This is a genomic window from Clostridium peptidivorans, assembly GCF_900205925.1.
GTDB classification, from domain to species: Bacteria; Bacillota; Clostridia; order Clostridiales; family Clostridiaceae; genus Clostridium_AK; species Clostridium_AK peptidivorans.
In genome coordinates this window covers 114,884-128,906 of sequence record NZ_OAOD01000002.1, presented here as the reverse complement: position 1 = coordinate 128,906, position 14,023 = coordinate 114,884, and the positions used below count along the sequence as shown (strand labels likewise).

Below are 14,023 nucleotides of genomic sequence, written 5' to 3'. Positions count from 1 at the left end.
AAATGCATAAATAAGTTAATTAATAAATAAAAACATATAAGATTAAGGGGGAAATTGTTATGGAAAAACCAGAAATTCTGTATTCAGTTAAAGCTCAGAGAGGTCCAGAATTAAGATGTAAGGGTTGGAAACAAGAAACTATACTTAGAATGTTAGAAAATAACATGGAAAACGCAGAAATACCTGAATTATTGGTCATTTATGGTGGTAATGGTAAGTGTGCTAGAAACTGGGAATCATATCATGCCATAGTTAAATCTCTTAAAGAATTAGAAGATGATGAAACTCTAGTTGTACAATCTGGTATGCCAGTAGCAGTATTTAAAACTCATAAATATGCTCCAAGTGTTGTAATGGCTACTACAAATATTATGAAGGCTGATTGGCCAACATTTTATGATCTTCAAGATAAGAATTTAACTATGTTTGCTCAATATACTGCTGCTCCTTGGGAATACATTGGAACCCAGGGTGTTATAGAAGGAACCTTTGAAACATTATCAGCTATAGCTATACAGAAGTTTAATGGTGATTTATCAGGAAGAATTTACTTAACTGCTGGTGCAGGAGGAATGGGTGGAAATCAGAGCTGGGCAATGAAGATGCATGGTGGAGTTGCTATAGTAGTTGATGCTGATGAAAGAATAATTAAAAGACGTATAGAAAAAGATTACATGGATAGTATAGTATATTCTATGGATGAAGCTATAGAAATGGCTACAGCTGCAGCAGCTAAGAAAGAACCATTATCCATAGGAGTTGTTGGAAATGCAGCTGACTTATACGAGTATGCATACAATAAAGGATTCATGCCAGATATAATAAGTGAAATGTGTCCATGTCATGACCCAATTTCATATATTCCATCTGGATATACTGGGGAAGAAGCAGACGCATTTAGAGCTGAAAATCGTGAACTTTATTTAGAAAAAGCTAGGGAAACTATGATAAGACACTTAAGAGCAATGAATGCTTACTTTGAGAAGGGCGTTGAAGTATTTGAATATGGAACAAGCATAAGAAAAGAATGCCGTGATGCAGGAATGCCTAAAGAAGAAGCGTTTATAATCCCAGGATTTGTTGCTCAATATATTCGTCCTTTATTCTGTGAAGGTCGTGGACCATTTAGATGGACTTGTATATCAGGAGATCCAGAAGATCTTGCTAAAACAGATGCACTTGCATTAGAGTTATTCAAAAACGACCCACTAGTAACAAGATGGATTACATTAGCTCATAAACATCTTCCAATAGAAGCTCTCCCAGCAAGAGTTTGTTACATGGCATTTGGAGAACGTAAAAAGTTTGCTTTAGCAGTAAATAAACTTATTAAAAAAGGAGAAATTAAGGGACCAGTAGCTTTCTCAAGAGACAATCTAGACTGTGGTTCTATAGTTAACCCAACCTTCGAATCAGAAAACATGAAAGATGGCAGCGATTTAATTTCTGACTGGCCATATTTAAATGGATTGCTTAATGCTGTAGGAATGTGTGATTTAATAGCTATACAATCTAACTATTCCATGGGGGAAGCAGTTCATACAGGAGTTACAATGATTGCAGATGGTACTGATGAAGCAGCTATGAGACTTGAGGTTTGTATGACAACAGACTCTGGAATAGGTATTATAAGACATGCTCAAGCTGGATATGAAACTGCAAGAGAAATTGCTGAAGGAAAAGGAAAATACACAACTGACAGCATTAAGGTTCCATTATGGTGGACACCAGAAGCAACATTTGGACCAAACGGAAAGGCTCCAAGATAATAAGTAGTAAAGTATTAAAATATTAATATAACTTATAATTTTCATTGCAGTTGTACCTCTTCAGAAATTGAAGAGGTACAAATTACATTATTAGAGGTGAGCTTAAGTGGAAAAAGAGAAATCTAAATTAAAAGTTGATTTAGTTATTGAAAACTGTTCACAATTAGTAACTTGTAAAAAAGACTCTGTAGATCATATTGGATTAATGGAAAATGGATGGATTGCAATAGCAGGAGAAAAAATTGCTGCATTAGGCTCTAAAGAAGAAGTAATGAACCTAGTAGATTGTAGCGAAGCACAAATAATAAGTGCTAAAGGAAAAGTAGTAGCACCTGGTTTTATTGATGCTCATACTCATTTGATTTTTGGAGGATCCAGGGTTAAGGAGTATGCTGCTAAGTTAACTACGGATGACCCAAAAGTATTACAGGACATGGGTATTAAGACAGGTATAATGGTCACAGTAGAAATGACTAGAAATGCTTCAACGGAATCCTTATATAAAGCAGCTGCGAGTAGATTATACAAGATGCTAAATTCTGGAACTACAACTGTAGAAAGCAAAAGTGGCTACGGTCTTACTACCGTAGATGAAATAAAAATGTTAAAAATTAACGAACAATTAAACGAAAGCTTACCTATAGATATAGTTTCTACTTTTTTAGGAGCTCATGGTTGGCCAGATGACATACCACGTGAAGAATATATAAATACACTAATGGAAGAAATGATACCTTGGGTGGCAAAGCTGGAACTAGCAAAGTTTTGTGATATATGGTGTGATGATGGACATTATACTGCAAAAGAATGTGAAAGAATACTTCAAGCTGCAAGAGATCTTGGTATTGAACCTAAGATACACACGGATGCTTATTCCTATATAGGAGGGTCTGACTTAGCAGCAGATATGAAAATGATTTCTGCAGATCATTTAAATTATACACCAAGGTCTGTACTAAATAAATTAGCAAAAGCTAATGTACCAGGAGTGCTACTTCCTGCAATTGATTTTGCTGTTAATCATCCGAAGCCATTCGACCCAAGGCCTATGATAGAAGAAGGCATGACTATAGCATTAGCCACTAATTGTTGTCCAGGCTGCTGGAATGAATCCATGCAATTTGTTATGGCTCTTGCCTGTAGAAGGCATAGAATGAGTGCTGCAGAAGCTTTAAGAGCAGCTACTTTGGGTGGGGCAATTGCTCTTGGCTTAGAACATGATAGAGGATCCCTTGAAGTTGGAAAACTTGCAGATATTCAAATATGGGATGTTGATACCTATGAAGATGTGGTATATCGTTTGGGCGGGAATGTAGTAGAAAAGGTTATAAAGAGGGGAAAGGTTGTAATAGAAAATAACTTATCAGGGTTTTCCTTTATAAACAATACTGTGAAAAAGGATGTTTAAGATGAATTATATAGATGCACTAAATAAAATTATTGATTCTAGAGATTTTACAGTAGGTGGAGGGTCAGCAGCGGCTTTGGCAGGAGCAATGGCAGCAGGACTTATTGGTATGGTAGCTAGATTATCTATCAAAAAAGAATATGGTCTTTCAGCGGAGAAGTATATTTATATTGCTGATAGGTTAGATGAGATCAGTAAAGATTTAATTAATGGGGCGGTAAAGGATACGGAGTCTTTTATAAAGATAAAAGAAGCCTATGCTATGCCTAAGGAGACCGAAGATGAAAAATTAACTCGAAGCCAAGCAATTCAAGAGGCTGCAATTGGAGCAGCTACCGTTCCTTTAAACAATGGAAAGCTTTGTAGAGAAATTTTTGATCTTTATATTTTAATGGAAGGAAAGTCTAATCCTAATGCTTCTTCAGATCTAGAGGAAGGAAAATTACTTTTAAATGCAGCAATTTTAGGCTGTGTGTTAAATATAGAAGCTAATCTTCCACTGATTAAAAGTGAAGATGTTAAATTGAAATTTCAAAAGGAGATTAATTATTTAAAACAATACAACAGTGAATATAGTTAGCTTAAAGAGATATATTAAATAGAATAGATAAAGCCATGAGGCATATTAGCGGAGGATTTTGTTACTTTAGGGCCAATGGTGTTACTATAGCTAATTGATGAATTTTCAGGTATAAAGTATTTAAAGTAGGAGTGAAGAAGTATGAATAGTATAATAAATACTTCTAGGAAAAAGGGCAAAAATGTTAATGGAATAAAATTGGTTATTTATAGTTTGATTGGTATATTTATGTTCTTTGTTTCAATTACCTTTGCAGGTAAAAAGACGATTCCAATAGATCATATTGTTACATGGATTAGAAAAATACCATATTTTATACCTATTTATGGTGGCATAATGATAACCGTAGGCACCATGTTACCTTTCATTAATAAGACTTGGAATAAAAACAAAACAACTACAGTTTTTTCTTTGTTAAATATATTAGGCTTAGTAACAGCATTTATGGCTATATTCAATGTAGGGCCTGCATTTTTGCTAGATCCTAATATGGTACCATATGTATTTAAAACAGTTGTTGTACCAGTAATTGCTATTGTGCCTATAGGGGCTGTGTTCCTAGCTTTTCTTGTAGATTATGGATTAATGGAATTCATAGGAGTATTTATGAGATCTGTAATGAGACCAATATGGAAGACTCCAGGGCGTTCTGCAATTGACGCAGTGGCATCTTTTGTAGGAAGTTATTCCTTGGCCTTATTAGTTACCAACAGAGTTTATAAAGAAGGAAAATATAATACAAAAGAAGCTGCCATAATAGCTACTGGATTTTCAACTGTTTCTGCAACCTTTATGATTATTGTTGCAAACACCCTGGGAATTATGGAACACTGGAGTGCTTTTTTCTGGATTACTCTAGTAGTTACATTTGCTGTAACGGCTATAACAGCAAGAATATATCCTTTAAACAAAAAACCAGAAACTTATTACAATAATGTGGAACCTGATTTAGAATCGGAAGAGAAAGGTGATACAATTAAAAGGGCTTGGGAAGAAGGAATGAAAACCATGGAGAAAGCTCCTTCTTTATTACACAATATTAGTGCTAATCTTAGAGATGGTATTAAACTTGCCATAAATATTGGTCCAAATATCATGTCCATAGGTGTTCTTGCATTATTAGCTGCAGAGTATACAAAAATATTTGATATTGGTGGATATTTATTTTATCCTTTTACAGCATTGCTGGGAATGCCAGATCCATTATTAGCAGCAAAAGCTAGTGCTATAACTTTGGCAGACATGTATGTACCTGCTATTATAGCCAAAGGGGCAGGGTTTAGCACAAGATTTATAATTGCAATAGTTTGTATATCTGAAATACTATTTTTATCAGCATCAGTGCCTTGTGTTTTGTCAACAGATATTCCTATTAGTTTAAAGGATATTGTAATTATATGGTTTGAAAGGGTAGTACTCTCTTTAATTATAGCTGCACCAATTGTATATTTATTTTTCTAGTTAATAGATTAAATAAAAGGATATATGCACATATAAATATTAAAAAAACCAGGGGGGAATTATATGTTAACAAATCCTGTAATATTATCAGTTTTAGTGATGTCAATACTGTGTCTTTTAAAGTTAAATGTTCTAATTGCATTAATAGTAGCAGCTTTAGTGGGTGGGGCTGCGGCAGGCATGCCTATTTCTAAAACTATGGAGGTACTAATTGGAGGTATGGGAGGGAACTCTCAAACAGCACTAAGTTATATTTTACTTGGTGCGTTAGCAGCAGCTATACACAAAACTGGAGCAGCAGAAGTTCTTTCTATGAAAATTGCTGGCTGGATTAAGGGCAAAAAGATTATGCTATTACTAATATTTGCAATAGTTGCTTGTATATCAGGAACAGTTATACCAGTTCATATAGCTTTTATACCAATTCTTATACCACCACTATTATCATTAATGAATAAACTTAAAATGGATAGAAGAGGAGCGGCATGTGCCTTGGCTTTCGGATTAAAAGCCCCATACATTACTTGGCCTATTGGTTATGGATTAATATTTCATGGAATAATAAAAGACCAAATGACAGCCAATGGAATGCCTATAAGCTTGGATATGGTTTGGAAGGCTACTTGGGTTGGTGGTCTTGCCATGGTAGTTGGTTTTATTATTTCTTTATTTACCTATAGAAAACCAAGAGATTATGAGATGGCATCCATAGAAGAAGAGCAGGTGGCAGCAGTAAAAGAAGAAGTTAAAGTAACTTCAGCTCATATAGCTACATTAATAGCTGGAGTTGCAGCATTAGGAATTCAATTAGCGTTTGGATCATTGCCACTTGGAGCAATTGTAGGGCTTGCCATTATGATAGTGGCAAGAGCAATCAAATGGAGTGATATGGATGAAATGCTTAATGGCGGTATTAAAATGATGGGCCTTATAGCATTTGTTATGCTAGTTGCAGCTGGCTATGCAGCTGTAATTAGAGAAACTGGTGGTGTTGAGAGTTTAGTAAATGCAGCTGCTGGAGCTATGGGTGGAAGTAAACCTGTTGCTGCCTTAGTTATGCTATTATTAGGATTACTTGTAACTATGGGAATTGGTACTTCTTTTGGAACAGTTCCAATTCTTGCGGCAATATATGTACCTCTTTGTATAGCTATGGGATTTAGCCCTAAATCTACCATACTATTGATAGCTATTGCAGGTGCTTTAGGAGATGCAGGTTCTCCTGCATCAGATACTGCACTAGGACCAACAGCAGGGTTAAGTGTGGATGGGCAGCATGATCATATTTGGGATACATGTGTTCCTACTTTTTTACACTATAATATACCACTTTTTATATTTGGTTTGATCGGAGCTCTTATGTTCACATAAAAGAATAATAAATACACCTCTTAGGATAAAAAATAATTCTAGGAGGTGTATAAAACTTGCTTAACTAAAAACTAAAGGGGGATTTCTTAAATGGGTGTTATATATATTGATGGAAATAGTCTAACCTTAGAGGAACTTGTACAGGTTGCCAGAGAAAATTATAAGGTGGAACTAACTAAGGAAGCAATTGAAAGAGTAAATAAATCAAGGGCCTTAGTAGATGAATTTGTAGATGGTGGAGAAGTTATATATGGAATTACTACAGGATTTGGATTATTTAGTGATGTACTTATATCAAAGAATCAAACTAAAGAACTTCAAAGAAATTTAATTGTAAGTGATGCTTGTGGGGTAGGAAATCCTTATCCAGAAGAAGTTGTAAGAGCAGCTATGCTTTTAAGAGCTAATGCCCTATCAAAGGGATATTCTGGAATAAGGCTAAGTACATTAAATACATTGATAGAAATGCTAAATAAAGGTGTGCATCCTATAATACCTGAAAAAGGTTCGGTAGGAGCCAGTGGAGATTTATGCCCATTAGCTCATATGGTTCTAGTAATGCTGGGAGAAGGAGAAGCTATTTATAAAGGTGAGCGGTTATCTGGTAAAGATGCTATGTCAAAAGCAGAAATAGACAAAGTAGAGTTGATTTCAAAGGAAGGCTTAGCACTAATAAATGGTACTCAGGTTTTAACAGGTGTCGGAGCATTAACAGCTTATGATGCAAAAAAGCTCACTAAACTTGCTGATATAGCAGCAGCTATGACTGCAGAAGCATTAAATGGAATAATAGATGCTTATGATGAAAAAGTTCATCAGGTAAGACCTCATAATGGGCAAATTAATTGTGCACGAAATATGTTGAAGATACTAAATGGAAGTAAATCCACTTCTAGACAGGGTGAGATAAGAGTACAGGATGCTTACACTTTAAGGTGTGTACCTCAAATCCATGGTGCTAGTAGAGATGCTATAGATTATGTTGTAGATAGAGTTAGCACAGAAATAAATTCAGCTACGGATAATCCATTAATATTTGCTGATGATAGGCAAGTTATATCAGGAGGAAATTTTCATGGGCAACCAATGGCATTAGCTTTTGATTTCTTAGGAATTGCTGTGGCTGAACTTGCAAATGTTAGTGAAAGAAGAATTGATAGACTTGTAAATCCTTCATCAAGTGGATTGCCAGCATTTTTGGTTAAAAATGGTGGATTGAATTGCGGATTTATGATACCACAATATGTTGCTGCAGCGTTAGTGTCTGAAAATAAAGTATTAGCACATCCAGCATGTGTAGATTCTATACCTACTTCAGCTAATCAAGAAGACCATGTTAGTATGGGTTCTATTTCAGCTAGAAAGTCTAGAGAAATTTTAAATAATGTTATGAATGTTCTTGGTATAGAGATAATGACAGCAGCACAAGCAATAGATTTTGGTGCATCAGGGAAACTTGCTCCTGGAACAAGAGCAGCTTACAATAAAATAAGAGAGGAAGTTGCTACTTTAGAAAATGACAGAATTATGTACTTAGATATAAATAAATGTTATAAACTAGTAGCAAGTCATAAACTGGTAGAAATAGTAGAAGAAGAAATAGGTGAATTAAAATAAATTGTATATTACAGATTTTTTATAATTTTTTATTGACAATTTTTAAAAATGCAAATATAATAGTTTGTAATAAATAAGTTAATATTATGAATATTTAAAGCAATGACAGAGAGAAAAATATTCAATACTTTAATTACAGAGAATCAACATTTGCTGAGAGTTGATGTTAAAGTGAATATATAATAGTAGCTCTAGAGCTTCCTTGTTGAAAAAATTTCAGTAGATGAGGACGTATACCAGCGATATATGGTTAGGGTTCATCAGAGATAACAATTAATATCTATTATTTATACTGTTATTTGTTATTTATAGAGATCGACCTGAAAAAGATGTGGTTATAATATAACCATAAATAGGGTGGTACCGCGGAAGTATAGTCTTTCGTCCTTATAATATTCAGTTATGAGGATGAAGGGCTTTTTTTATTATCTATTTTTAAATTAAATAAATTAAGGGGTGTTTTATTCATGAAAAAAACTACAAAGGATTTTTTGGTAATAGGTCTTGCATTATTTGCTATGTTTTTTGGGGCAGGCAATTTAATTTTTCCTCCGTATCTTGGAAAATTGACAGGAAGTAAATTTGTGTTAGCTACATTAGGATTTGTTGTAACGGGAGTAGGGTTGCCATTTTTGGGGATACTGGCATGTACTAAAACCAATGGGAATTTTAATGATATGGCAGGGAGGGTAAGTAGAAGCTTTGCTATAGTATGTTCTATTGCCATTTTTTTAGCTATAGGTCCAATGCTTGCAATACCAAGAACTGCAGCTACCACTTATGAATTAACTATACAGCCTGTATTTCCATGGATGTCTTCTATGGTTTCTATGATTTTATATTTTGCATTGAATTTATGTTTTGTTTTAAGACCTTCTAGGGTAATAGATAATATAGGAAAGTTTTTAACACCAGCCTTATTAATTGCCCTTTTAATATTAATAGTTAAGGGAGCAGTATCTCCAATAGGAAATGTTATAGATACAAATATGTCCTCAGTATTTTCCAATTCCTTAATAGAGGGATATCAAACTATGGATGCTTTAGCAGGATTAATGTTTGCTACAGTAATTACATCTTCGGTGATTCAAAAGGGTTATAAGGGTGATGAAGCCATAAGTATAACTATAAAATCTGGACTTATTGCAATACTTGGATTAGCCATAGTATATGGAGGGTTAATGTATTTAGGGGCACAAACAAGTTCTATACTTCCAAAGGATATATCTAAAACTGCTTTATTATTAGAAATATCAAAAAGAAGCTTAGGTGGATATGGAAGTATAATAATTGGAATTGCTATGGGACTTGCTTGTTTCACTACATCCATAGGATTAATAACAGCCGGATCAAGCTTTTTTGATAATATAAGTAATGGAAAGTTACCCTATAAGATAAATGCCATAGTAATATCTTTAGTTAGTATAGCTATAGGAAATTTTGGAGTGGACAAAATAGTTAAAATATCCGGTCCTGTATTATGTATATTATATCCTGTAGCCATAACTCTTACATTGATGACTTTATCTAAAAATTTATCTAAAAACAATTTTGTATTAAGAGTTCCAGTATATACTTCATTAATATTTAGCATAATTGAAACATTACCATCTATGGGTGTTGATGGGGGTTTTCTTAAAGAACTTCTTAATGTAATTCCATTATCAAGCATAGGTTTTGCTTGGGTAACTCCTACACTATTATCTTTAGTATTAGCCTTATTTATTACTAAAGGAAAGGAAAGTAAATCTAATAAAATTTTAGAAAGTTAGATGCACTTTCTAAGATAAATAAAAAATCAGGGAAATTCCCTGATTTTTTATTTATCTATACTTTTGTTTAATTCTTTGAACCTTTGGTTCTTTTCCTTCAAGAGGAACTAGATCTTTTTTATTAGTCATATTTCGTATATTCATTATTTCTATTTGTTCTCTATTTTCCTTACCTTTTTTACCCTTTAGTCCTTGTACTAGAACATAATTACCTTGAGATACAGGAATAAAGGAAATAGGTTTAAACCATCTATTTTTCTTATAAGTACATTTAACAATATTTTTACTTCTTTCTGGCTTTACAAGAAGTGTTACAGTTAATTTATGGAAAATCCAAAGTATGGTTTTTTCTTCAACTTTCACAGATATTACATTACCTTGTACTTGAGATAATCTGTCACCATATTTTTTTATATAATTTTCTGCATAGTACTTATTTATTTTTTCTCTGAAGCCCATATTTTATTACTCCTTTGCGTTAAAATATTTGTAATAAGTGACAATATAATTCCAAAATATAATATTATGTGTATATTATAGCATACTATTTTAAGTTTTAAAAGAAACTTTGATAAGACTGACTTAGTATTTATATTTTATCCATAGAGTATATATATTATTTGTATACATTAAAATTATAAATCATAATTTAGAAAAGAAAACTATTTGTTAAAATATTTTAATAAATAATGGTAAATAATATACAATGATGTATAATAATTATTGATATATAAATTAAATAAAGACTAATTATAATTAAGCAATGAACAATTATTGATAAAAGAAAGGGAGTATTTATATGACAAAAAATGAATTAGCAAAAATGATAGATCATACTGTTTTAAAGGCTGATACAAAAGGAGAAAAGGTAGAAGAAATATGTAAAGAGGCACTTCAATATAACTTTGCATCTGTGTGCATTAATCCATGCAACATAGAAATAGCAGCTAAACTTTTAAAGGGGAGTGAAGTCAAGGTTTGTACTGTAATAGGATTCCCATTAGGAGCAAATACTACAGCTACAAAGGTATTCGAAACTAAGGATGCTATAGAAAAAGGTGCTGCAGAAGTTGATATGGTTATAAATATAGGAAAACTTAAGGATAAGGATTATGATTATGTAAAGGGAGACATAGAAGCAGTGGTTAATGAGGCAAAAGGAAAGGCGCTAACTAAAGTTATAATAGAAACATGCCTTTTAACTGATGAAGAAAAGATAATGGCATGTAAACTATCAAAAGAAGCAGGAGCAGACTTTGTAAAAACATCTACAGGATTTTCTACAGGAGGAGCATCAGCTTCAGATATAAAACTTATGAGAAAAACTGTAGGAGAAAAATTAGGAGTTAAGGCATCAGGTGCAGTGAGAAACTATGAAGATTGTATAGCTATGATAGATGCAGGAGCAACAAGAATTGGTGCATCAGCTTCAATTGATATAATAAATAAAGCAAAATAATAAATACTAATTTTAAATTAAAGTCAGTTAAAAGCTGGCTTTTGCTTTTTTTTGTTAATATACATAAAATTTATTTCTAAAACTAAAATATACGAATATTATTATAATAACGGGATAAAAGGGGGGAGAATAATGTTAAGGAAACTTACAGTGGAGGAAGTAAAATATAAATCTAGTTTTAAAAATATAGGAATGAGTATAGATAATAAATACTATCTTCCAGAGTATGATGAAGTATATACTCAAATAAAGACTGCCTTAGAAATAAATAAGGAAGGTTACAATGTTTATCTTATAGATGATTTTTCTAAGGATAAATTAGAAAATATAATAAGTTTTGTGGAAAGTAACTTTAAAGAAGAACCTCCAAAGGATATTTGCTACGTGGTATATGAAGACACTAAAAATCCCAAGGCATTTTTTTTAGGGAATGGAAAGGGAAACGTATTTAAAAAATATGTAGAGGATATTCAAAGAATTTATTTAGAAAATACATTTGATTTTTATAACACATCAGAGCATAAAGAGAAGGAAAAGTTAGTTGAAACGGTTGAAAAGAACAGAAGCGAGCTTGTAAGCAAAATGTTAAAAATTGCAGAAGAAAATGGATTTGATATAAAAGTTAATCAAGGAGGATTTACCTTTGTTCCTATAAAAGATGATGGAAAGCCTATGAGCGAAAAAGAATATGATGCGCTTGAGTCAATGGAGAAAGATGATATTTTAAATAAGGTTTCTGAATTAAAGAAAAAGGCTCAAGATATATTAGATGAGATGAAAGAAAAAGAAGAAGAAGGAATTGAAAATATAAGAGAATTATTAGTTCAATATTATACTGAATGCAGTAAGGAGATAAAAAGATCTTATCAAAAGGAATTCGAAGATGAAGAACAAGTACTTAGTTTTTTAGATAATATTTGTGCTGAAATAGAAAAGCAACTTATGGATAACTACACAATGAGTTATGAGGAAGATGAAGAAGGCATAAGTGAAATAATATATAAATATACAGTAAATGTAATTGTTGATAATACAAATTATAAAAAACCTAGATGTATATATGAAGAAGATCCAAGTCTTTCAAATCTTTTGGGAAGTATAGAATATGAAAACAAAAATGGAGTTTATGTAACAGATGTAAGTTTAATTAAAGCAGGCTCTATGTTAAAGGCAAATGGAGGATGCCTTATAATTAGAATAAATAACTTGCTTGCAAATCCATCATCCTATTATTATCTAAAAAAATCTCTTATGAATGAAAAAGTTGATATGGATTATAACAGGGGATACTTAGAACTTCTTTCTTTAAGTGGACTACATCCAGAACCTATTAAAATAAAAGAAAAAGTTATATTAATTGGAGATTATGAAAGCTATGATGTGCTTTATAGCTATGATGAAGATTTCAAGAAAATATTTAAAATAAAGGCGGAATTTAATCCTTTAGTAAAAATAAATGACAACAATCATAGTGCATTACTTAGAATTATAAACAAGATAACAAAAGAAAATAATTTAATGGCACTTGATAGAGGTGCTGTTCTTGAAGTGGAGAAATATCTCTCAAGGGTTGCGGAAAGTAAAAAAAAGATGGTATTTAATGATTGGCAAATTGATAAGCTTTTAATGCTTGCAAATAATAAGGTCGTAAATGAAGGCAGAAATAGAATAAAGGCCAAGGATATAGTAAGTATAGCTTATAAGGAAGAAAGTATAGAAAAGGAATTTCAGGAGTATTTTGAGGAAAGAAAAATATTTATAAACGTTTGTGACAAGGTTGTGGGACAAATAAATGGTCTTACAGTTTTAGATACAGGGTATGTTAGCTTTGGAAAGCCTGTAAAAATTACCTGCTGTTGCTATAAAGGAGATGGGAATATAATAGATGTTCAAAAGGATAGTGATTTAAGTGGGAAAATACACAGTAAGGCAATAAATATATTAAGAGGATATATGAATACTTTGATGGGAGGATATAAAAAACTTCCAGTGGATTTTCATTTGACCTTTGAACAAATATATGGAAAAGTTGATGGAGATAGTGCATCAGTTGCAGAAGTGGTTGTAATGCTATCTTCTTTAAGTAAAATAGGTGTAAAAAACAATATAGCTGTAACAGGTTCTTTGAATCAATTTGGAGAAGTACAGCCCATAGGTGGAGTAAATGAAAAAATAGAAGGATTTTTTAAGGTGTGTAAAAAGCTAGATGCAGTAAAAGGAAAAGGAGTTTTGATACCTGCAACTAATATAGATAATATAGTATTAAGCCCAGAGGTGGAGCAGGCCATAGCAAAGGGAAATTTTTCAATATATACTATGGATGCTATAGAAGATGCAGTAAACTTGCTTATGGGAGAAGACGGAATTGACTTTAAGGTCGTGCTAAAAGCTATGGAAAATGAAATGGTTAAGTACACTTCTGTTACTACTCCTAAAAAGAAAAAATCACCTTCCAAGGTCAAAGTAAAAGAAAAAGAAGAGGTTAATGCAAAGAATGAAATAGAATAAAGAAGGCGTATAAAAAACTTAAGGTATAAACTCCTTGAGTTTTTTATTTTTAGTTTACTTGATAGAACATAAGCTTTT

General features: G+C 32.4%; 10 protein-coding genes and 1 other annotated feature. Of the genes, 9 read left to right on the top strand and 1 reads right to left on the bottom strand.

Annotated features, from left to right (window positions below; all coding sequences use genetic code 11):
* Positions 1–59: 59 nt before the first annotated feature.
* The 7 genes from CRN98_RS02375 (at position 60) to brnQ (ending at position 9,978) form a co-directional block, all read left to right on the top strand.
* Positions 60–1,769, top strand: a complete 1,710-nt coding sequence (locus CRN98_RS02375) for a urocanate hydratase (protein ID WP_097025822.1) — start codon at positions 60–62, stop codon at positions 1,767–1,769.
* A gap of 106 nt (positions 1,770–1,875) precedes the next feature.
* A complete protein-coding gene (hutI, locus tag CRN98_RS02370) occupies positions 1,876–3,177 on the top strand; it encodes an imidazolonepropionase (RefSeq protein ID WP_097025821.1) in 1,302 nt (433 codons plus the stop codon).
* 1 nt (position 3,178) lies between these two features.
* Positions 3,179–3,757 carry a cyclodeaminase/cyclohydrolase family protein gene (locus CRN98_RS02365; protein WP_097025820.1) on the top strand — a complete coding sequence of 193 codons (579 nt, stop codon included), beginning with the start codon at positions 3,179–3,181 and terminating at the stop codon, positions 3,755–3,757.
* Between the two features lie 141 nt (positions 3,758–3,898).
* A complete protein-coding gene (locus tag CRN98_RS02360; protein ID WP_097025819.1) occupies positions 3,899–5,218 on the top strand; it encodes a YjiH family protein in 1,320 nt (439 codons plus the stop codon).
* A gap of 63 nt (positions 5,219–5,281) precedes the next feature.
* Entirely contained in the window at positions 5,282–6,589 is a 1,308-nt protein-coding gene (locus CRN98_RS02355) for a Na+/H+ antiporter family protein (protein WP_097025818.1), read from the top strand.
* Positions 6,590–6,679: 90 nt separating this feature from the next.
* Positions 6,680–8,206 carry a histidine ammonia-lyase gene (gene hutH, locus CRN98_RS02350; RefSeq protein WP_097025817.1) on the top strand — a complete coding sequence of 509 codons (1,527 nt, stop codon included), beginning with the start codon at positions 6,680–6,682 and terminating at the stop codon, positions 8,204–8,206.
* A 93-nt stretch (positions 8,207–8,299) separates the two neighbouring features.
* Positions 8,300–8,598 (top strand) — a binding site (T-box leader).
* 75 nt (positions 8,599–8,673) lie between these two features.
* The gene (gene brnQ / locus CRN98_RS02345) at positions 8,674–9,978 is read left to right on the top strand and encodes a branched-chain amino acid transport system II carrier protein (RefSeq protein ID WP_097025816.1); all 1,305 of its coding nucleotides are present in this window, start codon (positions 8,674–8,676) and stop codon (positions 9,976–9,978) included.
* 51 nt (positions 9,979–10,029) lie between these two features.
* On the opposite strand, the gene CRN98_RS02340 is transcribed toward brnQ, so the two are convergent.
* Complete coding sequence (locus CRN98_RS02340; RefSeq protein WP_097025815.1) at positions 10,030–10,437, bottom strand: hypothetical protein; 408 nt, start codon at positions 10,435–10,437, stop codon at positions 10,030–10,032.
* Positions 10,438–10,777: 340 nt separating this feature from the next.
* On the opposite strand from CRN98_RS02340, the gene deoC reads away from it, so the two are divergent.
* Together deoC and CRN98_RS02330 are read left to right on the top strand one after the other, a co-directional pair.
* A complete protein-coding gene (gene deoC / locus CRN98_RS02335; RefSeq protein ID WP_097025814.1) occupies positions 10,778–11,437 on the top strand; it encodes a deoxyribose-phosphate aldolase in 660 nt (219 codons plus the stop codon).
* A gap of 132 nt (positions 11,438–11,569) precedes the next feature.
* Positions 11,570–13,945 (top strand): AAA family ATPase, encoded by a 2,376-nt coding sequence (locus CRN98_RS02330; RefSeq protein WP_097025813.1) that lies wholly within the window; start codon positions 11,570–11,572, stop codon positions 13,943–13,945.
* Positions 13,946–14,023: the final 78 nt, after the last annotated feature.

Coding starts and splice junctions, on each gene's coding strand:
- hutH (WP_097025817.1), top strand. CDS start 6,680: ATGGGTGTTATATATATTGATGGAAATAGTCTAACCTTAGAGGAACTT.
- CRN98_RS02330 (WP_097025813.1), top strand. CDS start 11,570: ATGTTAAGGAAACTTACAGTGGAGGAAGTAAAATATAAATCTAGTTTT.
- CRN98_RS02360 (WP_097025819.1), top strand. CDS start 3,899: ATGAATAGTATAATAAATACTTCTAGGAAAAAGGGCAAAAATGTTAAT.
- CRN98_RS02375 (WP_097025822.1), top strand. CDS start 60: ATGGAAAAACCAGAAATTCTGTATTCAGTTAAAGCTCAGAGAGGTCCA.
- CRN98_RS02365 (WP_097025820.1), top strand. CDS start 3,179: ATGAATTATATAGATGCACTAAATAAAATTATTGATTCTAGAGATTTT.
- deoC (WP_097025814.1), top strand. CDS start 10,778: ATGACAAAAAATGAATTAGCAAAAATGATAGATCATACTGTTTTAAAG.
- brnQ (WP_097025816.1), top strand. CDS start 8,674: ATGAAAAAAACTACAAAGGATTTTTTGGTAATAGGTCTTGCATTATTT.
- CRN98_RS02355 (WP_097025818.1), top strand. CDS start 5,282: ATGTTAACAAATCCTGTAATATTATCAGTTTTAGTGATGTCAATACTG.
- CRN98_RS02340 (WP_097025815.1), bottom strand. CDS start 10,437: ATGGGCTTCAGAGAAAAAATAAATAAGTACTATGCAGAAAATTATATA.